This is a genomic window from Parasegetibacter sp. NRK P23 (genome assembly GCF_023721715.1).
Taxonomy (GTDB): domain Bacteria; phylum Bacteroidota; class Bacteroidia; order Chitinophagales; family Chitinophagaceae; genus Parasegetibacter.
This window is the reverse complement of the sequence record NZ_JAMDLG010000017.1, coordinates 117986-143430: the sequence shown is the minus strand read 5'-3', so window position 1 is coordinate 143430 and position 25445 is coordinate 117986. Positions and strand designations below refer to the sequence as shown.

General features: G+C 50.5%; 18 protein-coding genes. 10 read left to right on the top strand and 8 right to left on the bottom strand.

The annotated features are described in order from the left end of the window. Positions 1–74 precede the first annotated feature (74 nt). Positions 75–380 (bottom strand): GIY-YIG nuclease family protein, encoded by a 306-nt coding sequence (locus tag M4J38_RS19765; protein ID WP_256469249.1) that lies wholly within the window; start codon positions 378–380, stop codon positions 75–77. Between the two features lie 181 nt (positions 381–561). On the opposite strand from M4J38_RS19765, the gene M4J38_RS18290 reads away from it, so the two are divergent. The 4 genes from M4J38_RS18290 (at position 562) to M4J38_RS18275 (ending at position 5557) form a co-directional block, all read left to right on the top strand. Continuing rightward, positions 562–2160: a C1 family peptidase gene (locus tag M4J38_RS18290; protein WP_251761255.1), complete on the top strand. Its 1599-nt coding sequence runs from the start codon at positions 562–564 to the stop codon at positions 2158–2160. Positions 2161–2185: 25 nt separating this feature from the next. Next, positions 2186–2665 carry a DUF4442 domain-containing protein gene (locus M4J38_RS18285; RefSeq protein ID WP_251761254.1) on the top strand — a complete coding sequence of 160 codons (480 nt, stop codon included), beginning with the start codon at positions 2186–2188 and terminating at the stop codon, positions 2663–2665. 137 nt (positions 2666–2802) lie between these two features. Next, positions 2803–4206 carry an MBL fold metallo-hydrolase gene (locus M4J38_RS18280; RefSeq protein ID WP_251761253.1) on the top strand — a complete coding sequence of 468 codons (1404 nt, stop codon included), beginning with the start codon at positions 2803–2805 and terminating at the stop codon, positions 4204–4206. A gap of 40 nt (positions 4207–4246) precedes the next feature. Further along, positions 4247–5557 carry a porin gene (locus tag M4J38_RS18275; RefSeq protein ID WP_251761252.1) on the top strand — a complete coding sequence of 437 codons (1311 nt, stop codon included), beginning with the start codon at positions 4247–4249 and terminating at the stop codon, positions 5555–5557. Here the strand turns inward: M4J38_RS18275 and M4J38_RS18270 are convergent, their stop codons facing one another. After that, positions 5558–6580, bottom strand: coding sequence for a LacI family DNA-binding transcriptional regulator (locus M4J38_RS18270; protein ID WP_251761251.1), 1023 nt, complete (start codon positions 6578–6580; stop codon positions 5558–5560). 144 nt (positions 6581–6724) lie between these two features. Between M4J38_RS18270 and M4J38_RS18265 the strand changes: the two genes are divergently transcribed. The 5 genes from M4J38_RS18265 to M4J38_RS18245 all read left to right on the top strand — a co-directional run bounded on the left by M4J38_RS18265 (position 6725) and on the right by M4J38_RS18245 (position 14781). Continuing rightward, entirely contained in the window at positions 6725–8110 is a 1386-nt protein-coding gene (locus M4J38_RS18265; protein WP_251761250.1) for an arylsulfatase, read from the top strand. A 267-nt stretch (positions 8111–8377) separates the two neighbouring features. After that, on the top strand, positions 8378–11566 hold the full coding sequence (locus M4J38_RS18260; protein WP_251761249.1) for a SusC/RagA family TonB-linked outer membrane protein: 3189 nt from the start codon (positions 8378–8380) through the stop codon (positions 11564–11566). A gap of 20 nt (positions 11567–11586) precedes the next feature. Continuing rightward, positions 11587–13065 carry a RagB/SusD family nutrient uptake outer membrane protein gene (locus tag M4J38_RS18255; protein ID WP_251761248.1) on the top strand — a complete coding sequence of 493 codons (1479 nt, stop codon included), beginning with the start codon at positions 11587–11589 and terminating at the stop codon, positions 13063–13065. Positions 13066–13076: 11 nt separating this feature from the next. Next, entirely contained in the window at positions 13077–13760 is a 684-nt protein-coding gene (locus M4J38_RS18250) for a fasciclin domain-containing protein (protein WP_251761247.1), read from the top strand. A gap of 13 nt (positions 13761–13773) precedes the next feature. Next, positions 13774–14781 carry a DUF5007 domain-containing protein gene (locus M4J38_RS18245; protein ID WP_251761246.1) on the top strand — a complete coding sequence of 336 codons (1008 nt, stop codon included), beginning with the start codon at positions 13774–13776 and terminating at the stop codon, positions 14779–14781. Between the two features lie 52 nt (positions 14782–14833). Here M4J38_RS18245 and M4J38_RS18240 read toward each other — a convergent pair whose 3' ends face one another. From M4J38_RS18240 to M4J38_RS18225, 4 genes are all read right to left on the bottom strand, one after another. Further along, positions 14834–15592, bottom strand: a complete 759-nt coding sequence (locus tag M4J38_RS18240) for a LytTR family DNA-binding domain-containing protein (protein WP_251761245.1) — start codon at positions 15590–15592, stop codon at positions 14834–14836. Next, complete coding sequence (locus M4J38_RS18235; RefSeq protein WP_251761244.1) at positions 15586–16629, bottom strand: sensor histidine kinase; 1044 nt, start codon at positions 16627–16629, stop codon at positions 15586–15588. The genes M4J38_RS18240 and M4J38_RS18235 overlap by 7 nt, the downstream gene beginning before the upstream one ends. 562 nt (positions 16630–17191) lie before the next feature. After that, a complete protein-coding gene (locus tag M4J38_RS18230; protein ID WP_251761243.1) occupies positions 17192–18349 on the bottom strand; it encodes a PLP-dependent aspartate aminotransferase family protein in 1158 nt (385 codons plus the stop codon). A 57-nt stretch (positions 18350–18406) separates the two neighbouring features. After that, on the bottom strand, positions 18407–18832 hold the full coding sequence (locus M4J38_RS18225; RefSeq protein ID WP_251761242.1) for an OsmC family protein: 426 nt from the start codon (positions 18830–18832) through the stop codon (positions 18407–18409). A gap of 139 nt (positions 18833–18971) precedes the next feature. Here M4J38_RS18225 and metX point away from each other — a divergent pair, with 139 nt between their 5' ends. Then, positions 18972–19982 carry a homoserine O-acetyltransferase gene (metX, locus tag M4J38_RS18220; RefSeq protein ID WP_251761241.1) on the top strand — a complete coding sequence of 337 codons (1011 nt, stop codon included), beginning with the start codon at positions 18972–18974 and terminating at the stop codon, positions 19980–19982. Between the two features lie 275 nt (positions 19983–20257). Here the strand turns inward: metX and M4J38_RS18215 are convergent, their stop codons facing one another. Together M4J38_RS18215 and M4J38_RS18210 are read right to left on the bottom strand one after the other, a co-directional pair. Beyond that, a complete protein-coding gene (locus tag M4J38_RS18215) occupies positions 20258–23692 on the bottom strand; it encodes a T9SS type A sorting domain-containing protein (RefSeq protein WP_251761240.1) in 3435 nt (1144 codons plus the stop codon). A 230-nt stretch (positions 23693–23922) separates the two neighbouring features. Beyond that, positions 23923–25443 (bottom strand): TSUP family transporter, encoded by a 1521-nt coding sequence (locus M4J38_RS18210; protein WP_251761239.1) that lies wholly within the window; start codon positions 25441–25443, stop codon positions 23923–23925. Positions 25444–25445: the final 2 nt, after the last annotated feature.

The window sequence follows — 25445 nt, the reverse complement described above, 5'->3', positions numbered from 1 at the left end:
CTCCCCACTCAAAACAAGCTCCCCACTCCAACCAACCCCCCCGCACCCAACCAGCAAACCAACCCCTCCCCAACTCATTCCTCCTCCCCATCCCCCGCCTCGCCCCACAAATCCTTCCATCCCTTATTCATCCCCTCCACCAACTTCTCCTTCGCCCTCCTGTTCCCGCCCTTTATCCTCTGCTCCTCCTCCCGCGCCTCTCTCAAAGTCCCGAACCACCGATAATACACCAGCTTATCCACATTATACCTCCTGCTAAAACTCTTCCCGTAAAACCCCGACTGATGCTCCAGCAACCTCCGCCTCAAACTAACCGTAGACCCCACATACAACACATTATGATAACTATTCGTAATTAAATACACCGCACCTCTTCTCATCCCACACCATTTTCAACAAAGTTCCGCACCTGTACCCAATAAAAATCCACCCGGCCAAAACACCATTCAACACACCGTGATTATCTCCTCCCGCAATCGGTATTTTAACCCAACGGCAAACCCCTTCAATGGAAATCTTCCCTGAAAACCTTACATTTAGTTTCCCAAAATCATTTGACCCATGCCCATCCGAATGGTAGATGATCCCCAGGATCCTAACGAATACAACGACAACAACGATTCCGGCGGCGGTGGTTCCCGCGGTGGTGGCGGCTTCTCCGGCGGCGGAGGCCTATTCAATCTATTGCCGCTTTTGTTGGGTCTTTTTCGCGGCAAAGGCATCCTCTTCCTGCTCGTGATCGGAATAGGCGCGTATTTCCTGATGGGTCGTGGTGGCGGTTGCGCTACCGGCAGCGGCATGTTCGATCAGTTGTCTAAGCTGGCCACGGGTGGCGTACTCGATCCAAAGCAGTTCGCGAAAGCCGAAGTGTATGAAGGACTGGAAGATGACCAGGGCAAGAATCCCCTGCCGGAAGCCGTATCCCTGCTGCGTTTTGCACCCTCGGCACAAAACCAGGGCGCACAGGGCAGTTGTGTGGCCTGGAGCAGCGCTTATGCGGCCCGCACCATCCTGGAAGCTGCCCGCACCGGTGAAAATCCCGATAACATCGCTTTCTCTCCGGCATTCCTTTACAACCAGATCGGACTGGAAGGTTGCCAGGGTTCCTACATCATCCGTGCCATGGAATATATGCAGGGAAAGGGCGCTGTTCCTTACGACGCTTTCCCTTACGATGAAAACAATTGTACCCGCCAGCCGCCGCCATCCCTCGTACAGGAAGCGGCGCAGTACCGGATGCACGGCTTCAACCGGCTTACGGCCACTGAAAGTACCCGGGACATTTCGATCAGAAGTATTAAGGAACACTTGTCCACGGATGCCCCGGTTGTGATCGGCATGATGGTGGGACAAAGTTTCATGCAACCCATGATGGGGCAAGCCCTCTGGGAGCCTGCTCCGGGAGATGAATCCATGATGGGCTTCGGTGGTCACGCCATGTGTGTGGTGGGTTATGACGACCGTAAATACGGCGGCGCTTTCCTGCTCTACAACAGCTGGGGGCCGGAATGGGGCAACAACGGCACCGCATGGGTGCGGTACGGCGATTTTAAACGGTTCGTGCGGGAAGCTTATGGGGTGAATACCATGCCCGCCACGGAAACAATACAGCGAACGCCGCTTGAAGTGTCGGTGGGTTTGGTGAAAAATGAAGATAAATCATACATCGCGTTGAGGTCAACGGGAGGAAATGGCCTGGAGACTACCCGTAACATTGAAGCGGGAACACGTTTTAAAATTGAAGTGAAGAACAATGTTCCCTGTTATATTTATGTTTTCGGGCAGGAAACGGATGGCTCAGGTTATATCCTGTTTCCCTATCCTTCTGAAGACGATCCCAAACAATCGAAGCATACACCTTATTGTGGCATCACGGGATACCGGTTGTTTCCGAAGAACCAGTCATTGATGGCAGATAGTCTGGGTACGCGCGATTTTATGGCTGTGGTGGTCAGCAAAGAACCCATTGATCAGTTCGCGTTTAATGCGCAACTCAACAATGCATCCGGCGACTATGCGGCGAAACTGAATTCCGCGCTCCGTTCGGTGAATGCCGGAAGCGCAACCGTTTCCACCACTTCAAACGGAATGGTAGCATTGCGTTCCAACGCTGCGGATGGCGCAATGGGCTGTTTGGTGCAGATTGGGAAGAACAACTAGTTCACTTATAAAATAACGGTTGCCTATGTCATCTTTCCGTGATATTGTTGCGAACCCGCTCAAGCTGCGGCTCTTCCTGGTCACAAAATTGCCATCGGCCTATTTTGCAGGTGTGCGTGTGCGTTATTTCGATGGGGAAAGGGCAAACGTTTCGGTTCCTTACAAATGGTTCTCCACCAACCCATTCCGGTCTACTTATTTTGCCTGTCTTGCCATGGCGGCTGAAATGAGCACCGGATTGCTGGCCATGAATGCCATATTTGGAAGAAAGCCAGCAGTTTCCATGCTCGTGGTGAAAATGGAAGCCGAATATTTTAAAAAGGCCATCAGCCACACTTTTTTTGAATGTACAGATGGCCATGAAATAGCGCAAGCGGTGGAATTGGCCTGTTCCTCCGGAGAAAGCACCCAATTTACCGCCACCGCTACCGGGAAAAACACAGCAGGCGAAACCGTGGCCGTATTCCATTTCACCTGGTCCTTCAAACAAAAAACACAAACATAACAGCTATCAATACTCGAATAAACGAATCCTCTCGTGTTGTTCCTGCCCCTCTCCGGCCGGAGAGGGGTTGGGGTGAGGCGTTTCTACAAATCAAGAGAACTATAACCAATCAATCCATCCCTCCAAAAAATAAAATCATGAAAATAGCATTCCACGGCGCCGCAAGAACAGTTACAGGTAGCAAACACCTCCTTACACTGGCCAACGGCAAACAAATACTCCTCGATTGCGGCATGTTCCAGGGCATGGGCAAACAAACAGATGTATTGAACCGCAGCTTCGGTTTTGACGCGGAAAAAGTGGACATACTCGTTTTGTCCCATGCGCACATAGACCACAGCGGGCTGATCCCAAAACTGGTGAAAGAAGGGTTTAAAGGAAAGATTTACTGTACCCCCGCCACCCGCGACCTGTGCGGTATTCTCCTGGAAGATTCCGCCCAGATACAGGAAGATGATGTGAAGTATGCGAACAAGAAGCGCGCATCAGAAGGGCAGCCCTACCTCAGGCCACTGTACACCAAAGAAGATGCCGCCGCCGCGATGTTGTTGTTCGAACAAAGGGAATACGGCGGCTGGTTCTCCATTGATGAAGATGTAGACGTTCTTTTTACCGATGCCGGCCACATCATCGGCAGCGCGGCCGTTCACCTGAAGATCAGGGAAAACGGACAGGAAACACGGCTCACCTTCAGCGGAGACGTGGGCCGGTACAGGGACGTGATCCTTCGTTCCCCCGAAGATTTTCCCCAAACGGATTTCCTCCTCCTCGAATCCACTTACGGCAATAGTTTGCACGACCTCCACGAAGCCACGCCCGACCTGCTCCTGGAATGGATCGAAAAAACATGTATCCGGAAAAAAGGTAAACTCATTATCCCCTCTTTCAGTGTGGGACGTACGCAGGAACTGCTTTTCGCGCTGAACCAGCTTGAACTGGAACGAAGGCTGCCCGACCTCGATTATTTTGTGGACAGTCCATTGAGTATTGAAGCCACCGAACTCGTAAAAAGGCATCCGAAATACTTCAACAAAACCATCCAGAAAATACTGGAAAGCGATGATGATCCGTTCCGTTTCAAAGGACTGCGTTATGTGAAGTCTGTAGACGAATCCAAACTGCTTAACTTCCGCAACGAGCCTTGTGTGATCATCTCGGCGAGCGGTATGGCGGAAGCGGGCAGGGTGAAACACCATATCTCTAACAATATTGAAAACAGCCGGAACGCGATTCTGATGGTGGGTTACTGTGAGCCGCGCTCCCTGGGCGGCAGGCTGATGGCAGGGCAGAAAGAAGTGGGCATTTTCGGCATACAACACGAAGTACACGCGGAGATAGGTTCTATCCGCAGTTTAAGCGCCCACGGCGATTATGAGGACCTTTGCCAGTTCATCGCCCGCCAGGACCCGCGCCAGGTAAAGAAAATTTTCCTGGTACACGGTGAATTGCCCGTGCAGGAAGACTTTAAGGAGCGACTCCTGCGCAAAGGCTTCTGGGACGTGGAGATACCTGAAATGCACCAGGTGTTCGGCCTCGGATAATGGCCTATATTTGCAGGCTTGAACCAATCTCGATATTGTTATGACGCCGTTCCGTACGCGACTGTACCTGCTATTGATTGGTCTGGGGTTATCCGCAGGCATATTTGCGCAGAATACACTTACACAGATCGATTCCTCCCTGTTTGTGATGGATACGCTCAGGCCGCTGTTGCAGAAGTTCGGCAACGTCAGGTTTTCCGGGTACATGCAAACACAGTTCCAGCTTACCAAAAATGATGGCACCAAAACCTATAATGGCGGCGACTTTCAGCCCGCCAGCAATAGCAGGTTCATGATGCGGAGGGGCAGGATCAGGCTAGATTATCTTTTGCTGAGTGAAGAAAATCTGCCCCGCGTGTTTTTCGTGTTCCAGTTTGATGGAACGGAGCGCGGGGTCAATATCCGTGATTTCTGGGGAAAGGTGTATGAGAATAAATTCAATGTGTTTTCCCTCACTACAGGTGTTTTCGCCAGACCTTTCGGTTACGAGATCAACTGGTCGTCGGTGGTGCGCGAAGCGCCGGAACGGGGGCGGATGTCGCAGATATTGTTGCAAACGGAACGCGATCTCGGTGCGATGTTGTCATTCGAACCACAACGCAATAGCCATAAACTTCGTCCCTTAAAGATAGACCTCGGCTTATTCAATGGACAGGGCCTCCCGGGAAGAGCGGATTTCGACAGCAGAAAAGACATGATCGCAAGGGTGAGTATGCGCCCTGTAAAGCTGGTGCACAAAGTGAATTTGTCGGGAAGTGTATCCTATTACCATGGCGGTACGCAACAGTTTTCAAAATACGTATACGAACATGCGAAGAACAGGCTGGGAGAACCGACAATGGCCGTGGATTCCAGTTTAACGAATATTGGTGAATATTCCCGCCGACAGTATTACAGTGCCGACGCGCAGTTGAAAATAAAGAACAGCTTCGGTTTGTCGGAGTTCAGGGCCGAATACTGGCAGGGCACACAGCCCGGCAGCGAACTCACCACGGTAAGTTTCCCATCTCAAACGGAGGCTGCACTTCCGCGTTATATCCGTGATTTCAACGGCGGCTTCTTCTATTATTTACAGAACATCGTGAACAACAAGCACCAGTTCGTGATGAAATATGATTGGTACGATCCCAACATTCACGTGAAAGGGATGGAAATAAAACCCGGCATGAACCTCTCGGAAGCCGATGTCCGCTACAATACATTGGGCATGGGTTATGTGTATTACCTGAATGATCACTTTAAGGTGACCACCTGGTACGATATGGTGAAGAACGAAGAAACCGCATTACCCGGTTATACGGAAGACATCGAAGACAATGTGTTCACCGTGCGTGTACAATATAAATTCTGATTACTGCTCTTCCTGGAACACGAGCAGGCTTTCGAGTATCACGTGTTTCTTTTCAGGTTCTCCGCCGTTCACTTCTTTGTTCAGCAATTGCATCAGCATATTGGTGGCCTCTTCACCCTGTTGGTAGGGGAACTGTTCCACCGAAGCCATGGGCGGATGGTCGAGGTAATGCACGATGGGCAGGTTCGCGTAGCTCACGAAGCAGATGTCTTTGTTTACTTTCATCTTCATTTTCTTCGCGTACTGGATGGCATCCAGCGCTACATAGTCGTTGAAAGCTACAATAGCCGTGGGCCGGTTCTTCAGCGAAAGCAACTGCTGCATGGCTTTGTGCGTGCTTTCTTTGGTGAGGTCGGTATCCGCGATCAGCGCGGGATCTATCTTTAAACGGTTCTTCTTCAGGGCTGCCTCGTAACCTTCCTGGCGCTCGTCGGTAATGCCGATGCTTTCCGGTCCTTTCAGGAAGCCGATGCGTTTGTGGCCGCTTTTCAGCAGGAACAATACCGCTTCGGTGGTGCTTTGCAACATAGAGCAGTTCACCTTGTAGTAGTGTGGTTCGCGGGGTACCCGGTCGAAAAATACGACTGGTATATTGTAATTCGTGAGTTGCTCAAAATGTTCGTAGGTATAAGTGTTCTTCGACACAGAAACCAGGATGCCGTCCACCCGGTGTTTGCGCATGGTTTCCACGATCTGTTTCTCGCGTTCCACATCATCGTGCGATTGCCCTACAAGAACGTTGTAGTTGTTCCTTGTGGCGGCGTCTTCAATCCCGCTGATGGCCTGGGAAAAGAATTCCTCCCCGAGGTTGGGCAGGATCACACCCAGTGTGAAAGTCTTGCCCTGCTTGAAAAAGATGGCTGTTTGGTTGGGCTCATAGTTCAGTTCTTTGGCCAGTTGCTGTACCTGCGTCTTGGTCCTGAGCCCGATGCTGGGATGGTTGTGCAATGCACGGGAAACCGTGGATACCGAGATGTTCAACCGCTTCGCGATCTCCTTGATGGTGGGCGCCTTCTTTTCCATTTGCGTTAGTTTTGCATGGTGAAGCTATTGAATTTGCATGAATTTGCGTAAAAGATGCGCAAACGTTTGTGTTGTAAAAACCGGTTGTAAAGCCCGGCGCGAATTGTATTTTCGACAACGATTCTTTCCACCAAACCGCTTATTATGAAGCCATTCCTGCTTGCCTTACTGCTCGTTTCCTGCCACGCCATGGCGCAGCAACAAAAACAGCCTAATATTATTTTTATCCTTGCCGATGATATGGGTTATGGCGATCTTGGTTGTTATGGCCAGCAAAAGATCAAAACACCACAACTCGACCAGATGGCGCAACTGGGCATGAAGTTCACCGATTTCTATGCGGGCAGTACGGTGTGTTCCCCATCCCGCGCAGCGTTGATGACCGGTGAGCATACAGGCAAGACTTATATAAGGGGCAACGCACCCATCTACCTCCGGCCACAGGATACCATTCTTCCGCAGTACCTGCAACAACGCGGTTATGAAACAGCGATGGTAGGGAAGTGGGGACTTGGGCTTCAACACACCACCGGCGTTCCGCACAAAAAAGGCTGGGATTATTTTGTGGGACACCTCGAAAACAAAGAGGCGCATTTCCAGCATGGTGATTCCATCTGGTACATGCACAACGGTACAACCGATCTGCTTCGTTTGAATAAGGATATTTTCTACAACGAAATGTTCACCGATTCTGCCATGGCCTTCATCGCGCGGCAGCGCCATCAGCCTTTCTTTCTCTACCTTTCTTTCACCCTTCCCCATGCGGAACTCCGTGTGCCCGAAAGGTACCTGGAACCATACCTGGATGCACAGGGCAAAAGTATTTTTCAACCGGAAACACCCTGGAAAGAAGGACAGCACTACCGGGGACAACCCAATCCCAAAGCGGCTTACGCGGCAATGGTGAGCAGTATGGACGATTATGTGGGAAAGATCAACGCGTTGCTGAAGCAACTGAAAATGGACGACAACACCATCGTCATCTTTACCAGCGATAACGGCACACATACGGAAGGAGGCAGAACCGCAGGGGATGTATTTGATTGCTTCCAGAGCAGCGGTCCGTTCCGGGGCAGAAAAAGAGATATGTATGAAGGCGGTATTCGCGTGCCGTTTATATTAAAATGGCCAGCCGCGGTGAAAGCAGGTTCCAGTTCGGACTTTCAGGCCGCCTTCTGGGATATATTGCCTACGTTCACTGAAGTGGCGGGCGGCAAACCAGTTGCTAAAAGCGGCCTTTCTATTCTTCCATCACTGAAAGGAGAACACCAACGCCCGCATGGCGTGTTGTATTGGGAATTTTATGAAGGTGGTTTTAAACAGGCCGTACGGTTCGGCAACTGGAAGGCTATTCGTTTTTATAATAATAACAATGCGCCACTGCGTACCGAGCTGTACGACCTCGGAACCGATCCCGGGGAAAAGAATGATATCTCCACAAGCTATCCTTCCAAAGTAAAGGAGTTGGAACAACTCATGAACAAAGAACATTCTAAACCGGAAAGCAACAACTTTCACCTGGGTATATAATTGGTTTTCGCGATCGGCAAACGATTGCGTGTCTGTCTTCGGTTATCGTGATAAAAAAAATACGCAAACGGTTGAAACAACTATTTCAATCGTTTGCGTATTTTTCTTTTAAGGCGCTGTAATGCCTGCCAGTACTGGTTTTGTTAAAAAAATGCCAACTTCACAATACACAGTTGGAACAGAACTGTGATGAAAGCCAGACCCCTGTATGCCTTACTGCAAATAACCAACCCTACCGTTTATTCATTACTCAAAAAACCAAAACTAATGCGAAAAGTTAGAGGAGGTGTCGTGTCCCTGACATGCCTGTTTTTTCTGTTGGCATGTATTCATCCGCTGATGGCGCAAACGCGTAAGATCAGTGGTATTGTACAGGACGGCAAAACCAATGCCCCGTTGGAAGGGGCCACTATCCAGGTGAAAGGAACTGAGGTAAGTACTACTTCCTTATCAGGAGGGAGCTTTTCCCTGAATGTTCCGGAAGGAAAAAATCAACTCGTGGTCTCTTACGTGGGGTTTAAAACCCAGACCTTCTCCCTGAAAGCGGGCGAAGCTACCATTACTGTACGACTTGAAGACGCGGGCTCTTCGCAGATGAGCGATGTGGTGGTGGTAGGTTACCAGAAACAATCCCTGCGTAAAACAACCAGTGCCGTGCAACTGGTGTCCGGGAAGGAAATTGAAAACATGCCCGCGCCCAGCTTCGATCAGATGTTGCAGGGACGCGTCGCGGGTGTTAACATTCAGAACTTTACCGGTGAACCAGGCGTGCGGAACACCTTTACCGTTCGCGGGAACACGACCATTGTAACGGACCTGAACAGTGGCGTGGATGAAGCCAGAACAATGAGTACACCCTTGTACGTGATAGATGGAATTCCCATGTCTGTAACTGACCTGGAAGGAATCGGCAGCACTGGAACAAACTTCCTCGCCGGGATAAACACCAACGATATCGAAAGCGTTGTGGTGCAGAAAGATGCCGCGGCCACCGCCGTTTGGGGCTCAAGGGGCGCCAACGGGGTGATCGTCATCAAAACAAAAAGGGGCCGCTCAGGTAAACCGCAACTGCGTTTTTCGTATTACACCGGCCTTACCCAGAAACCAAAATTGCTGCCTACACTGGGTGGCGTGGATGAACGCCGCGCAAAACTGGCGCTGTTCAACGAATACGGCACTTTCGCGCAGCAGGCTAACATCCCGCAGATATTGAGCGACAGCTTAAATCCTTATTTCAACAATGCTACCGACTGGCAGGAAATGTTCTACCAGAACGGTAACGTAAACAATGCCGACCTCAATCTTTCATCAGGCAACGACCAGGTGAACTACAGGCTCGGTGTCAACTTTTACGATGAAGCCGGTATCGTACGCAACACCGGGTTCAAACGCTTCTCCATACGCGGAAACTTCGATTTCAAGGTGAGCCCCAAACTGGATGTGAACCTGAATATTTCCGCTTCCCGCATGGATAGAAAAAGAGGATTGGGAAGAGGCAGGAACGATGTATTGCCCATCAACCTCGGACAAATGCCCTCTTCGTTGTACATGGTATCGGAAGAACAGAAAGCCTTCTACTACGGACAGTTCGATGATATAAAAGATAAGAACCAGTCTGACCTGCTTTCCCTCTATCTCCAGGGCAACTATGATATCGCCAAAGGCTTTGAATACAGCTTCCAGGGCTCCGTTTCCAAAACTACGGACCGCAGGGACAGGTTCCAGCCTACCTATATCACCGGCGACCGTTCTTTCGCGGAAAGCAACAACGGTAATTTCGAATCTTATTACCTGGCCAACGTCCTTACTTATGCCAAAACATTTGGGGAAAAACACAACCTCGGACTGGTAGGCACCCAGAGTTTCCAGTTTGATACCCGCTCCGGAAGTACGGTAGGAGGGTATAACGTGCCCGACGACAACATCCAGGTGGTGTCGGGCATTCCGCAGCAGGACTTGTATGGTTCTTCCTATATTCAGAAGGCGGGCCTGCTTTCAGCGATGGGACAGGTTTCCTACGATTATGATCAGAAATATATCCTGAACCTTTCGTGGAGAGCGGACGCTTCGTCCAGGTTCGGCTCCAGTACCAAATGGGGCTATTTCCCCGCGGTATCCGCCGCGTATATTCTGTCGGATGAATCTTTCATGCAGAACATCAGCTGGCTCAATATGCTCAAACTCCGCGGCAGCTATGGTTTATCCGGTACCATGCCCGACGATTTCTATGCGCCTTTCAACGTATGGAACCTTTCGCAGGGCACCTACAATGGAACCGTCATCGCCACACCATCTTTCACCAAACCCATCACGCAGCCCGACCTCACCTGGAACAAATCCAAGCAAACGAATATAGGTGTGGACGTCGCATTGCTCGAGAACAGGATCAGTTTCTCAGCGGACATCTACCGCAGGTACACCTCCAATCCTATCCTGCAGTTTCCTTTCCCCTTCTTTACAGGATATACCAGCGTTACCTACAATGCGCCGGTGAAGCTGCTGAACGAAGGACTTGACCTCAGTTTAACCAGCAGGAACCTCAACAAGAAGAGCGCCGTACAGTGGAACACGATTGTGAACCTCAACCTCAACGAGAACCGCATCGCTGAACTGCCCAACGGCAACAGGAGTTTCTTCCTGGATTCCTACGGGTACAACCAATCGCTGGTGTTTTCCGTTGGCGGCCCCACTTACGGCTGGGCGCAGATGTTATACAGAGGCGTATACAACAGGCTCGATGAGATACCGGTGAACCCCGTTACCGGACAAAAACTGTCCTATTTCAAAACCTATAACCCCGTATTGCCCGGTTACCCCATCTGGGTGGATGTGAACAAGGACTGGGATGTGTGGAGCGACGAGGACCGCGGGGAGCAATATGGCGACCTGGTACCAACAGGAAATCCAAATCCTAAACTTACAGGCGGTTTTACCAACGAGTTCACGTACAAGAATTTTTACTTCAGCGTACTTTGTACGTTTACCCTTGGCCGTGATATCATCAACAACTTCGACGCGAACCAGTTCGCGAACGTATGGAACTACAGTGGAAACACACTCGCTGATTTTGGCAACACCAGGCTGCCCGACCTCACCGGAAGGAATTACTGGACACCAACCGGCGCCGCGAAGGACCCGGCTTATTCGGCCAATTTCCCCTCACTCTCTCCTTACGGCGGACACTTCTATGAGTTTCTCCCTTTCTCCACCATGTGGAACGAAGACGGAAGCTACCTGAAGATCAGGAACATCTCCATGGGGTATACACTTCCCCGGAGCTTTATTGACCGGCTTAAACTGAAGAACGCCAGGGTGTACAGCATCATCGATAACATTTACGCGTTCCAGCGCTCTAATGTTCCGGATGCCGAACTGGTGAGCCCGCAGGGCGAATACAGGGGCGGTGCATACCCGCTGCCACGGAAATACACACTTGGATTAGAAGTTACATTTTAAAAGTTCAAACCGAATTCAATATGAAACGGAACAATAAACTGAAATACCTTGCGGGAGCGCTGCTGCTGGGCACCTCACTCGTTTCCTGCAAGAAATACCTTGACCTCGCGCCGGAAGACGCCACCTACGATCAGGTGTTCTGGAGCACGGGAGACAACGTTGACAAAGCCATTTCGGGCGCTTATGGATTAATCAGAACCGCATTCAGGGATACCAGGTCTTATTTTACCCTCGGTGATCTTCCCGCGGATGAGTTTCTCCTCGATGCCGGTACATTCTGGAACTACCAGGACCTGCTCTCCACCAAACAATACCATTACAGCTACGCGCCTTACCTGGAGGACGCGCTGCACAACTGGACCCGCTTCTACGGTATTATTAACCAATGCCATCTTATCGTGGAAAACGGTGAAAAAATTCCGGTAGCCAAATACAAGGGTGGACAGGAACAGAAGAACGCGTTCGTAGGGGAGGGGCATTTCCTCCGCGCCTATACCTACTTCTACCTTACCAAAGTTTGGGGAGAGCCCGTTATTACCAGGGAATCACTCAAAAACCCTACTGATGTTCAGCCCATACCGCGTTCCACCGACCAGGAAGCGCTGGAATATTGTATCAGCGATCTGAAAAAAGCGGCGGCTTTGCTGGGCTTCAATAAGGGAACCACTTCCGCCCGGATCCGCGCCGATAAAGGGGCCGCATGGGCGATGCTGGCGCATGTATACGCGTGGAAAAGAGATTTCGCCACCGCCAAACTTTATTGCGACAGTGTGATTGAAAGAGGTGGTTATACGCTGGAACCCATGTCCAGTTACGCGAACATCTGGAAAGGCGCATCCGGAGAAAGCATACTGGAACTGTTCATGAAGTATGATGCCGCCAACCAATCGGAATCAAGCGCGGGCTTCTTTGGAGATTTCCTCGCCGACCCACTGATCCGCAACAAAGGCATCAATACTTCCTGGCGCGTAAACGAGGACCTTTTCAACCAGTTGTACGATCCCGCCGATCTTAGAGCACAGCAGGTGTTCACCACCGTTTTGGGAGAAAGCCTGCTCACCAAGTACGCCAACGTGAATTACTTCGATCCCAACAGGCCCAATACTTATGTGGTAGACAATAACCTGGTGCTGTTGCGTTTGTCCGACATCCACCTGCTGCGTGCAGAGGCCCTATTTGAAGAAGGCAACGCCACCGCCGCGCTTTCCGACATGAATGTCATTCGCCAGCGTGCAGGTCTGGACCCGCTTACAGTGCCCGCCGACCTCACCATCGATGAAATTTACGATGAACGCGTACGCGAATTGTATGGAGAAGGTCAGGTCGCTTTCGATAAGATCAGAATGCTCATCACCAACCCCGATAAAAGAAGCGCGCTGCCTGAACCGTATACCACTGAAAGGGTGGATAAGAAAGGCTACAACTGGCCGCTCGCCATGCGGAAATTATTGCCGCAGAATGTATTGCTCACCCAAAACGAATGGTGGAAAAATCACTAAAAGCGCTTAAAATGAAATACACACCCATATTATTGCTGGTGCTTGCCCTGGCCGCAGGCGCCACTTCATGCAAACGAGACGATTATTTCAGCGGCAAGGATACCCATAACGCCAAAGTGGAGATGACCACCTACGATTTCCTGAAAGCCCATCCGCAGGGATTATTCGATACGTTACTGCTGCTGATCGATAAGGCCGGCCTGAAGGATAAAATCAACCAAAGCAATACCACTTTCTTCGCACCGACCGATTACGCGATCACCAATTACCTCAACAGAAGGGTAGTGCAGGAACAGAATATTGATCCGTTCAGAAAATGGACGATTGATTCACTCATTAAGTATGAATTGCCCAAGTTCACCGATTCCATCAATGTTTACCTCGTGAACCAACCCCTCAGTTTCGATAAACTCACGGAGAATGGTCTGGTAACACCCACCCTCAAAACTGGTGCCAATGCGGTTACTTCCTGGGAGTTCACCAACGACGCCAACCTGGGGTATAACCCGAACGTGGGTTCTTTCCCGCGCATCGTGTATTACGCGTTGTTGCTGAGAGACGTGCCGCCGCCCATAGTTTCAGCGGAACTTACCGCTACCGATGCCAGAAGGGTGCGTGTACAAACGGCAGGTATCCAGACCAATACCGGTATGGTGCATGTGCTGAACAACGGACACACTTTATTCTTCAGATAGTAAAAACATTCGTATGAAAATTCGTGCTATTCTAAATATATGTGTTATCGCAGCGGGTATCGCCGCCACCTCTTCCTGTAAAAAACTGCCCGATGGTTTTTTAAGTCCCATTGTACGGTACGAAGAGGACCCCATTATCATACAAAGGGGAAGGGTGAAAGTGAGCTCCGCGTTGAATTTCGATGGTTCTTCCAAGCCGGCCAATGTTCAGTTGCTTCATATTTACGATGCGAAAACCGGCGCAAATGTGGATGCGTTGTTCAATAAGAAATATCCGTTGAAAGTATGGACAGGATTATATGATCCTAAAACGGATACCACGCTGGAGCTGATCGCCGCCAAACAGGAAACGCAGGAACTGAGCCCGATTATCGTGAATCCTTTTTCGGGCCAGCTCGAAGCCAACTTTACCACGATCAATTTACCTGTGGGGGAATACGAATTCGACCTTGAAATCACCAATGCCGCGGGCAGGAACGTATACAACAAGATCGGACGCTTTAATATCGTGGATGCGAAACCGTATGAAGCGCATCCTGAAATAGGCACACCTTACAACAGGATGATTGTGGTGGGCAACGAAGGAGTGGGTACCAACCTGTTGAACCCGATAGTAACCATTACCAGGGTTGCCGATGAACCCAATGTGGTGGCCGTGAAATTTGTAGATAAGAATGGCGTTGCTTTTAATCCTTCGGCCGGTGAAATACAAAGAAGGCCCAACACGGGCAATAACCCCACACCGCCCTTCCTTCAGACACTGCAGGATTATTCCCTGAAAACAACCTTGTTCAACGACCGGATGGAATTCTCTTATGGCGTAACACCTTTCCCGCTCGCTTCGCTGGGAAACGGGTTTAATATTTATTACAGAATACCTACACAGTATTTTTCACACGACAACCAGGTGGCTTATCCTGATGGAAAGTATTCGGCTAATCCGCGGTTTGTTTTCAGAGGATATGTACCGGGTAAATATGAAATCAATTTCAAATTTGTGGACCTGGTCAGGAAACCCTGAGCACCAGGTATAGTGAACGGAGGTGGTTTTCCCTGACCGCCTCCGTTTTATTTTACATACTCCCCACCCATTCCCTGAACTGCGCCGCGTTCTCCTGGCTTACCGTGATCTCTTCATGTGAAGGAAGCGTAAGGTCTATTTGTATCTTGCTTCGTTCGGTGGGACGGAACTTGGCGATGAAATCAATATTGATGATGCATTGCCTGTTGGCGCGGAAGAACCTTCTTTTGTCGAGGCCCGCCTCCAGTTCCGTGAGCGTTTTGTTGACCATGAACTTTTTATTCTCCCTGTTCACCATGTACACCAGTTTACTTTCTGTGAAGAAGTAGGCGGTATCTTCCAAAGGGAGCGCGAGGTATTCGTTGCCTTTCTTCACCACGATTCTGCTGCGCGGCTGCGAAATTTGTTGCGTGAAGAATTCGAGCAGTTGCGTGTAATTCTGCAAAAAATGGGAACGGAAGGTCTGGTATTTGTGAATGGCCTGCTGCAGTTTTTCATCATCAAGTGGTTTCAACAGGTAGTAGATGCCGTTGTTGGAAAGTGCTTCGGTAATGTATTGGTCGTAAGCGGTCACAAAGATAACCGGTGCCGTGATGGTGCAATGCAGGAAGATGTGGAATGAAAGTCCGTCGTTCAGTTGCACATCCATAAAAATGAGGTCGGGAGAAGGATTTTGTTGCAGCCAAGCGATGCTTTCCCTTACGCTGGAGGTGGAACCCATGATTTGCACGGGAATATTGAGCCTGGAGCAACTGTTTACCAGGTGTTCACGGGCGGGCTGTTCGTCTTCTATGATCAGTACTTTTAACATGCGTAAGCTTTTATTAAGGGCAATCGTACAAGAAATTCGTTGTTGTTGCTGAACACCTGTATGGTACTGCGGGTAAGCAATACGTACCGGCTGTTCAGGTTTTGCAGGCCGGTTCCGGAACCGGGCGCGGCGTATGCTTTTTCCTGGATATTGTTGCGTATCTCCAGGTGGTGGTTGGAGCAATGCACATCAATCTTTAACGGTGTTTCGGAACTGAACGCGTTGTGTTTGATGGCGTTCTCCACCAGCGATTGCAGCGATATAGGTGGAATCATGTAACCCTTCGCATCCTGGTCGTCCATATAAAGATGTAACTCAATGCCTTCGCGGAAACGGAGTTTGAGGAGGTGGAAATAATTTTTCACAAACTCCACTTCTTCCCGTAATGGCACGAGGTTCCTGCTTTTGTGGCCGAGAATATAGCGGTACACCCGCGCCAGGTTATCGTTGAACTGCCGGGCCGCCACCGGGTCCTGTTCAATCAGCATCGATAAAGTATTCAGGGAGTTGAATACGAAATGCGGATCGATCTGGCTTTTGAGGATAGACAGTTCGGTGGCGATCTTCTCTTTATCGAGCCGGGCCATCATCAACTGGTCGGATTCCCGCTCCACGTTCAGGTACACAATTTCGTATATACTCGCAATGATGACGGCCACATTCGTGGAAAGCAGTACCGCGATGGCGAGCGCGTCACTGCTTTTGCCTTCCCTGCTCAGTTCGTATTGCCAGAATCCGAGCAGCAGCAGTGCCACCAGCGCCGAATAAATGATATTGGCGATAAACATCACGATGATGCGGTTCACCATCGAGGGCATCCTCCGGAGCCAGCGCCGGATACGAATATGGATCACCTCATTGCCTCTCCAGATGGAATAAGAGGTAAGAAAGAAGCAGCCGTAACTGATAAGCAACTCGGGCCAGGGATAAAGCCGGTTGTGAATAAGCCCGGAAATATTGGGAATAAGCAGCCCCAGCAAGGGGATACTGATCACCTTGCCCAACAGGGGGCCGATATGTTTTGATGTTCCTGGCATTGGTCACACGAAACCGGCATTTCAACCCGTGGTGGATTAATTTTGCCGTTCAGTACAATATTTTACGGGTTTGGTCATTTTAACATTGTATAAAGCAACCAAGCCTGTACTTTTGTAACTGTTCGGCTGAAAGGCCGAATATTAGTTTTCTCATGTGACCGCGGGTAGTTTCTACTACCTGCTTTTTTTTGCCCTTTCGGGAAGGAGGAGAATGATGTTGGGGTGAAATTAAGGTATTAGGGTGGAAATTCAAGAAAGAGGGCTGTTCACGCAATTGCTTCGTGATTCGTTTCACGCAATTGCTTCGTGCTACGCACTTCGCAACGCAAAGGAGTAAGGACGCAAGGCCTTGTTTGTTTGGCGGGTTGCTGATGGAGGATAATTATTTATTTCTCGCAACGGCGCGGCGACGCTACGGGCTGTTGTTAGAGGAGTGGATGAATAGGCTTTCCTCTACGTTGGTTGCTGCGAGAAAAAACACTTCTCCTCCAGCACCTCAACCGCTCCTTGCGTCCTTGCTCCTTTGCGTCTTCGCGTGAAAAACATAGCCTTTGCATGAAACCTATCCCAGCGCCTGCAAAATATCTTCCAGTATATCTTCCTTCTTCTCCAGCCCCACCGAAATCCTGATCAATCCCGGAGTAATGCCGGTTGCGAGCCGCTCCGCCTCAGTCAACTTAGCATGTGTGGTACTTGCCGGGTGCGAAGCGATGCTCCTGCTATCCCCCAGGTTCGCGGTAAGGGAAAGCATCTTCAACTTATCAAGAAACGCACGACCTGCTTCCAGTCCACCTTTCAGTTCAAAGCACACGATGCCGCCACCGTTGCTCATTTGCTTCGTGGCGATAGCATACTGCGGGTGCGAGGGGAGGAAGGGGTACTTCACCCAGGACAGTGCGGGATGTTGTTCCAGCTCCCTGGCGAGGAAGAGCGCGTTGCCGGAGTGGCGTTCCATGCGCACGTCCAGTGTTTCCAGGCTTTTGCTGAGTACCCAGGCGTTGAAGGCCGATAAAGTGGGGCCGGTGCTGCGGCAAAAAGTATAGATTTCCTTTACGAGGTCTTTTCTGCCGACCACTACGCCACCCAGTACGCGTCCCTGGCCGTCGATCCATTTGGTGGCGGAATGCACGACGATGTCGGCGCCGAAGCTGATGGGCGTTTGAGCCACCGGCGTGGCGAAACAGTTGTCCACGTTGAGGATGATATTGTGTTTTTTACACAGTTTGCCGGTCAGCTCCAGGTCTACGATGTCCAGGCCCGGGTTGGTGGGCGTTTCGAGGTAGAGCATCTTGGTATTGGGACGGATGGCGGCTTCCCAGGTTTCGGGCTTGTCCACTTCCACATAGGTGTATTCGATCCCGTATTTGGGGAGGAATTTGGAGATCACGGTATGGGTACTTCCGAAGATGGAACTGCACGCGAGCAGGTGATCGCCCTGTTTCAGGAGTGCCATGAAAGAGCCGAAGATGGCGCTCATCCCGGAGGCGGTGGCGAAGCCGGCTTCAGCGCCTTCGAGGGCGCACATGCGGTCGGTGAATTCCTGCACATTGGGATTGCTGAAGCGGGAATAGATATTATCATCGGTCTCATCCGCGAACGCGGCGCGCATATCTTCAGCGTTGTCGAAGCAGAAGCTGCTGGTCAGGAACATGGGGGTGGAATGTTCCATTTCATCGGTACGCGGTACGCGGGTGCGGATAACTTTGGAGGAAGGATGCATGAAATGTAGAATTTTGGAAGTTAGATTTTGATGAAGAGAGGAAAATCCAACAGTTTTTTAAGATTGGTTCAGGGACACTTGCCATTGGATGTCGCAACCGGAGCGGCGCAGTGTTTCGGCTACGGAGCAGTACTTGTCCATGGAAAGTTCAACGGCGCGCTGGGCCTTATCGGGATCAATGGCGCCTTTCAGGTGGAAATGAATATTCGCTTTGATCCAGATGGAGGGTTCCTTACCCTGTTCTCTTTCCGCTTCGATGGTCATTTTAATATCCTGCAGGTCCTGGCGTTGTTTCTTGAGGATATTCACCACATCAATGCCGGAGCAGCCGCCGAGCCCCATCAGCAGCATCTGCATGGGGCGGATGCCGAAGTTTTCGCCACCGGTTTCGGGGCTGGTATCCATTTTCGCTACATGGCCCATGCTATCGGTCGCTTCAAATCCAAATTCACCGGAAACCCTGTTGATCTCAATTTTTATCATAAAATCACCTTTTTTACAAAGGTAATTGTTGTATGTACTTACTTTGCACGCTGATAGCACCCGGCGTGGATTTTTTTTGAAGCATTTCTGAAAGAAAAACGCGGAACTTGATATTGTTTTACAAACGGATAGCAGGGATATGACTATTTTCAGGCCCGATGGCCCTTTTACGCTGGAAAGCGGTACACAGCTTGCGCAGATTGAAGTGGCGTATCACACTTACGGCACCCTCAATGCCGATGGCTCCAATGTGGTATGGGTATGCCACGCTTTAACGGCCAGTTCCGATGTGGTGGCCTGGTGGCCCGGACTGGTAGGCAAAGGTTGCTATATTGATCCCGCTGAACATTTTATCGTTTGTGCCAATATTCTCGGTTCCTGCTATGGTTCTACCGGTCCCACCAGTATTGATCCCGCAACCGGAGCACCGTACTACCTCGATTTCCCTGTTCCTTCCATCCGCGATATGGTACGGGCGCATATATTGCTCCGCGAATACCTCGGCATTCAGAAAATACATCTGCTCATGGGGGGAAGCATGGGCGGCTACCAGGCGCAGGAATGGGCGCTGATGGAACCCGACCGCATCCATAAACTTTTCCTGATCGCCACTTCACCCGCTGAAAGCGCCTGGGGACATGCCATTCACGCGGCCCAGCGCATGGCCATAGAAGCCGATCCCACCTGGAACGAACGTTCACCCGAAGCCGGCGCCAACGGATTGAAAGCAGCAAGGGGCATAGGGATGCTTACTTACCGCAACTACGATATCATGGTACAGCGCCAACAGGACCCTGATCCGGAAAAGATCAGCGGGTTCCGTGCTGAATCGTATATGCGCTACCAGGGACAGAAACTGGTGAACAGGTTCAACGCCCAATGTTACTGGATCCTCACCCAATCGATGGATACACACCATTTGGGCCGTGGCCGCGGCGGGAAACTGGAGCCCGTGTTAAACAGTATTCCGCATCCCACCCTCGTGATGGGCATTACCTCCGATATACTTTGTCCGCCCGCCGAGCAACAGTTCATGGCGAAGCATATCCCCAACGCCACCTACATCGAAATGCAATCAGACTACGGCCACGATGGCTTCCTCGTCGAAGGCGAACGAATCGGCGCCATTCTTGAACATTGGATGCAATAAAAAAGGCCCCGGAACATATCGCTATGCCCGGAGCCTGCCATGAACGCTATCGTACCCCTGATTTATTTTGAAAGAAACGCAAGAACGAGATCCAGGCTTACCCCTCAAGTTGCTGAAACCTACTCAAGGCGTTGCGTCGCTGCGCCGTCGCGAGAAATAAAATTTCCGCAAGAAAACCTCCCCAAATCTAACCAACGCCTTGCGTCCTTGCTCCCTAGTGTCCTTGCGTGAAAAATACCAATCGTCGCGAAGCATGAAGCAATCGCATGAAAAAACTATCGCTTCAACAAAACCCCCACAGCCACCTTCCCCCCATGCAACACCTGCACATGATACACCCCAGGCTTCAACCCATTCAATGAAACCGCAGCTCCATTGCGTGTATTCCCCATCTTCACCGTGCTCCCGTTGTTATCCGTAATCCGGTAAGCGAATACCGCATCTACACTTGGTATGGAAATCGTCACCATCGATGGCGCCGGGTTAGGAAACAATTTCAGTTCAGGCACCGCTTGCTCAGCTCCTATCCTGATGCTTTGTGAATAGTCAAACTGTCCATCCGTATCCACCTGTTTGATGCGGTAAATAGCCTGTCCTTCCAATGGAAATTTATCGGTAAAGCTGTAACTGTTTTCTCCGTTCCCACCTTTAGCCGCAATGTTTCCGATAGCGGTGAAATTCCCGTTGCCTTCACTGCGCTCCACGATAAAATGACTGGTATTGTATTCATCTGCGGTTATCCATTCCAGTTGCATCTTCCCATCCTGTTGTTTACCCGTAAAGCTCACCCATGAAAGCGGCAACGGCCCCGTGGTAACGAAACTGCCGGTAGTACCTGTTGTATTGTATACGGGCGCATCGCTTCCGTTGTATTCAAACACCTCGTAATGATAAGTTGTATTGGCTGTTAAACCGGTTACAGACACATTGCTGCCCGTTCCGCTGTACACCACGAATTCGTTCAATCCTATCTGTGCTCCGCTGCGGAAAGTTGTATTGGCGGTGTACTTATTCAGGTCAACGGGATTTCCCGTTACCGCCCCGCTTTCTTTCAAAACAACCAGTCTGCCACTGCCGCTCCCTTTGGTCCATTGAAGATTGGCAGTTGTTTCGCCGGTGGTGGCGATGGGTGCGGAACTCGGTGTAACCGGACTTACAGCGGTGGACGCGCTTGCTGTTAACGGACTTGCCTTGAGGTAAGCCGTAGCGGCATCTGCCCCGTTGTATTCAACAATGCTGAAGTGATAAGTAGAAGCAGGTTCTAAGCCAGAGATCGTAACTGAACTGTTATTGTTGTTGTACACGATGTAATGGTCCGTTCCAACTGCGCTGCCGGTTCCAAACTGGGATGCAGACGCATATGTAGTACCGTTTACCGGAACGAATGTTACGGGGTTGTTTTTCCGGGCGATCACGATGCGGTTCGCGCCATTGCCATTTGTCCACGATAAAGTGATTTTGTTCCCGTCAATATTGCTGAAAGATGCATTGGTGGCCGGAACCGTGGGGGTGATGTCTGCGGAAGGCAGTGTGGTGAAACTGAACAGGGTTGGTGTGTTATTGTACATCGGGGCGCTGCTCCCATTGTATTCATACACCGCAATATGATAGGTTGTTCCGGGTTGCAGGTTGGTAGCCGTAAAAACAACACCATCAGTACGTTTTGCGATAATGTAGTTGTCTCCGGAAAGTGTTAAACCGCCAAACGAGTAACTATAATTATAGCTGGTTAAATTGACCGGCGCAGCGTTTACAGGATTGGCTGCTCTTATGATGAATATTCTCCCATCACCGTTGCCGGCTGTGAAGGATATGGTGGCGCGGTTTTGCTGCACGTTGGATGCAGCGAGATTACTGGTACCCTGATCCGGCGCTGATACGGTGGCTGCGTTGCCACGGAGGAATGTGCTGGTAAGGTAGTCGGGTGAGCCTTCGGTAGTATTGAAGTCGAATACCGCGAAGTGGTAGGAGGAAGAAGGATCGAGGTTGTTGATGGTAACGGCGGCGGCGGTGCTGTTGTACACCACAAATTCTCCCGGCGCAATTTCCTGGCCCATACCGAAATCATCATCGGCGGTATAGTTGGTGCCATCGGCGGGCAGGCTGCTTACTTCACTGCCTTTCCTGGCGATGACCATTCTCCGAGAGCCGTTGCCATTAGTCCAGCCTATCCGGAAGCTGTTGCCTTCCCGCGAACTTACCGCGAAGTTGGTGGCCGCCGTCGTGGGTTGGTTGGGAATGGTGATCGTAGCCCTTGCAGGTGTGCTTCTGTAAATCGGGTAGTTGGTACCGTTATATTCAAAAATCGCTGCGTGGTAGGTTTTACCGGGTACTAATCCCAGAATGCTGACCGCGCTTCCGTTCATGCCTCCATGTATAACATAGTTTCCGGTCCCGAGTTGTACACTGCTCCCGAAGGTGGAGTTGCCCGTATAACGGGTGAGATCGGATGGAATTATGTCAACGGGAGCGCCCTCTTTCAACAGCACCAGGGCATAGCTACCGTTGCCGCGTTGGAAACGAAGCGTGGTGGAATTCCCTGTAACATTATCGAATAAAAGGTTGCTCGCTTCCTGTGTGGGCGCCGAAACGGTGCTGCCGCTGAAACTGAGCGACTGGCTGGTAAGGTAATACGTGAAACTGGCTGAGGTAACATCGTACTCATATACGCGCATATAGTAGGTGGTGGCCGGTTCAAGGTTGGTAAAAGTGCGCACATTGGTGGTGCTCACCACAAATTGTCCGGGCGCGATTTCCTGTCCGGAACCAAAAGCCGCGTTGGCCGTGTATTGTACGCCGTTCGCCGGAACAGCGGTAACAGGATCCTTACTCATGATGGTGAGGCGGTACATGCCGTTTCCGTTCGCTGTATTGATGGTGAACCTGTTCCCTTCCACCGACAATACCTGCGGATTCCAGGAAGGTGTGGTGGGACCGGTATTCGTGGTTACCTGTGCGGTGCTGGCCGTACTGTAGTAAACCGGAGCATTCGTTCCGTTGTATTCATGTACGGCGAAGTAATAGGTGGTATTCGGCTCCAGGTTGCTGATGGTGGCGCGTGTGGTGGAGGTTTTTCCCACTACAAAACTGCCGTCGCCAATTTCAGCGCCATCTCCATAATTGTTGGAGGAGCTGTAACTGGAGAGGTTTTCAGGCACACCGTTCACAGGCGCGCCTTTTCTGGCCAGTACAATTCTCGCGTTGCCATTACCATTGGTCCAGTTGAGGGTAACCTCGTTTCCGGCGATCGCGGTAAAATTTAGGTTCGACGCGTTGGTGGTGGGTGCGGCCAATGTACTGGTGCTGGTGGTCAGTGGAATGGTCAGGTATTCTATCGTTCCCGTCAGGTTGTTGAACTCGAATACTTTAATATGGTAAACGGTACCTGGTTTCAGGGCCCGGATGTTTACGCTATTCCCTGCACCTGCGTACACCACATATTCACCGGCGGCGGTAAATGCTGTTCCTGATGTACCGAATTGCTGGTTCGCAGTATAAGTGACACCATCTACCGGGCTACCTGTCACTTCGCTGCCTTCTTTCACTACCACAAGGCGCGATCCGCCATTGCCACGGGTGAAACTGAAAGTAAAACTGCTCCCTTCATAACTCGAAAAGGCGGGGTTGCTCGGTGTAATGGTGGGTGGCGCGGCCTGAACTGGCAACCATAGCGCCATTACTAACAATGCGAATAAGTACAACTGTTTCATGATCGTTCATTCAATTTTTTGTAGAAGGATGTACACCGTTACTGACCCATGGCTGGTCTTTGTTTGAATGAAGAATATCGGATGGAGCTGGCCCTGAAGGAGTAAGGGTACATTGATGCCACAAAAATATTGACCCGCATGAAGCGGGTCAATCGCATAAAGATGTGCGTTAGCATGTGCACATCACACAATTATGTGAGGATCATGAAAAGAAGATAGTGGTAAGTTGGTTAGAACGAATTAACGATAATCCGTACGCTCCAAATTATTACCAAAATAGAAAGCAATATAAAAGATGTCTTACGCGGAAGCCTACCCGCCAAACGAGCCGCAAACGGCGCAGCCATCAATCCTCCCAGTATCAACGCCACGATCACCTGCCAGTGCGATACGCCGAGTAAAGTAAAAAAAGTAAGTGCGCTCGCCAGGGTCACGAAAAACTCCGTTAAACTTACCGAGCCTATTACAAAGCGCGGTGTTCTTCCTTTAGAGATGAGGGTGGAAGTTACAATAGGTCCCCAGCCGCCGCCACCGAAGGAATCAAAGAAGCCGCCGAATCCGGCCAGCCAGCCGTAACGCTTGAATTTTTTGGGCCGCTTCTGGGATTTGAAGGCGTTCATGAAAATGCGGATGCCCAGGAAAAAAGTATAACACGCGATGATAGGACGCACGAATTGCGCGTTGGTTTCTCCTAAATGTGTAAGCAGTATCGCACCGCCGATGGCCCCCAATACACCGGGAATAATGAGTAATTTGAACAACTTCTTGTTCACGTTCCCGAACTTGTAATGACTATACCCCGAAGCGCCGCTCGCAAACATTTCAGCGGTATGGATGCTGCCTGAAATAGCGGCCACATTCGTGCCGGTTGACAACAACAGGGTGGTGCTGGTTACGCCGTAGCCCATACCCAGCGCGCCATCCACCAATTGTGCGATAAAGCCCGCAAGCACCATCCAGCCAAAATTTTCTCCCAACTGATCATAAATATGGATAGCACCTGTGCCGATATCTTTTATCGGGATATATGAAAAGATGAAGTGACCGATCAGCATAAGGCCGAAGGCCGCAACGGAATAGGTCGCGATCTTCCGGATCTTTTTTTCTTTCTGCTCTTTTTCATTTTCCACCATGCCCCGGGTAATGGCGTTCAGCTTTTTCACTTTCTCTTCAAAATCTCCTGAAAGCTGGTTGCGCACCTGGTGCAGGTTTTCGATGAGGTCTTCTAATTCGCCGGGAAGGGCATGTTGTAATACTTCTTTCAGCCTTTTGGCCGCGGTGGGCGATTTGCCATTGGTGGAGATGCCTATTTTCAGTTCTCCTTTTTTTACTACGGAGCCCAGGTAAAAATCACAGAGCCCGGGCTTGTCAGCCACATTAATGAGCAGTCCTTTTTCTTTTGCATCGATCCGGATCTGCTCCGCGAGAGGAATATCGTTCACGGCTACCATCACCAGTTCCGCATCCTCCAGATCGGAGGCTTCGTAATACTTTTTTACCAACGTAATGTTGGCGTGCGCGGAAGCCAGGTTTTCCACTTCTTCGCTGATGTGGGCAGCCACCAGTTTCACCTTCGTTTCCGGTGCATTGGTTACCACGGTCTGCAGTTTTTCAAAACCAATGGCGCCCCCACCAATCATGGTAAGCCTTAACTGTTCCAGTTTCAGAAAAACAGGCAGCAGGTGGTTGCCCGGCCTTTGGTGCGAGGCAGTTGTTGAAGCAGATGATGGCGCTGGTGTTGATACAGGCATGA

What these genes read in the sequence shown, in the direction of transcription:
- M4J38_RS19765 (WP_256469249.1), bottom strand. Translation starts at nt 380, where the DNA reads ATGAGAAGAGGTGCGGTGTATTTAATTACGAATAGTTATCATAATGTG.
- M4J38_RS18290 (WP_251761255.1), top strand. Translation starts at nt 562, where the DNA reads ATGCCCATCCGAATGGTAGATGATCCCCAGGATCCTAACGAATACAAC.
- M4J38_RS18285 (WP_251761254.1), top strand. Translation starts at nt 2,186, where the DNA reads ATGTCATCTTTCCGTGATATTGTTGCGAACCCGCTCAAGCTGCGGCTC.
- M4J38_RS18280 (WP_251761253.1), top strand. Translation starts at nt 2,803, where the DNA reads ATGAAAATAGCATTCCACGGCGCCGCAAGAACAGTTACAGGTAGCAAA.
- M4J38_RS18275 (WP_251761252.1), top strand. Translation starts at nt 4,247, where the DNA reads ATGACGCCGTTCCGTACGCGACTGTACCTGCTATTGATTGGTCTGGGG.
- M4J38_RS18270 (WP_251761251.1), bottom strand. Translation starts at nt 6,580, where the DNA reads ATGGAAAAGAAGGCGCCCACCATCAAGGAGATCGCGAAGCGGTTGAAC.
- M4J38_RS18265 (WP_251761250.1), top strand. Translation starts at nt 6,725, where the DNA reads ATGAAGCCATTCCTGCTTGCCTTACTGCTCGTTTCCTGCCACGCCATG.
- M4J38_RS18260 (WP_251761249.1), top strand. Translation starts at nt 8,378, where the DNA reads ATGCGAAAAGTTAGAGGAGGTGTCGTGTCCCTGACATGCCTGTTTTTT.
- M4J38_RS18255 (WP_251761248.1), top strand. Translation starts at nt 11,587, where the DNA reads ATGAAACGGAACAATAAACTGAAATACCTTGCGGGAGCGCTGCTGCTG.
- M4J38_RS18250 (WP_251761247.1), top strand. Translation starts at nt 13,077, where the DNA reads ATGAAATACACACCCATATTATTGCTGGTGCTTGCCCTGGCCGCAGGC.
- M4J38_RS18245 (WP_251761246.1), top strand. Translation starts at nt 13,774, where the DNA reads ATGAAAATTCGTGCTATTCTAAATATATGTGTTATCGCAGCGGGTATC.
- M4J38_RS18240 (WP_251761245.1), bottom strand. Translation starts at nt 15,592, where the DNA reads ATGTTAAAAGTACTGATCATAGAAGACGAACAGCCCGCCCGTGAACAC.
- M4J38_RS18235 (WP_251761244.1), bottom strand. Translation starts at nt 16,629, where the DNA reads ATGCCAGGAACATCAAAACATATCGGCCCCCTGTTGGGCAAGGTGATC.
- M4J38_RS18230 (WP_251761243.1), bottom strand. Translation starts at nt 18,349, where the DNA reads ATGCATCCTTCCTCCAAAGTTATCCGCACCCGCGTACCGCGTACCGAT.
- M4J38_RS18225 (WP_251761242.1), bottom strand. Translation starts at nt 18,832, where the DNA reads ATGATAAAAATTGAGATCAACAGGGTTTCCGGTGAATTTGGATTTGAA.
- metX (WP_251761241.1), top strand. Translation starts at nt 18,972, where the DNA reads ATGACTATTTTCAGGCCCGATGGCCCTTTTACGCTGGAAAGCGGTACA.
- M4J38_RS18215 (WP_251761240.1), bottom strand. Translation starts at nt 23,692, where the DNA reads ATGAAACAGTTGTACTTATTCGCATTGTTAGTAATGGCGCTATGGTTG.
- M4J38_RS18210 (WP_251761239.1), bottom strand. Translation starts at nt 25,443, where the DNA reads ATGCCTGTATCAACACCAGCGCCATCATCTGCTTCAACAACTGCCTCG.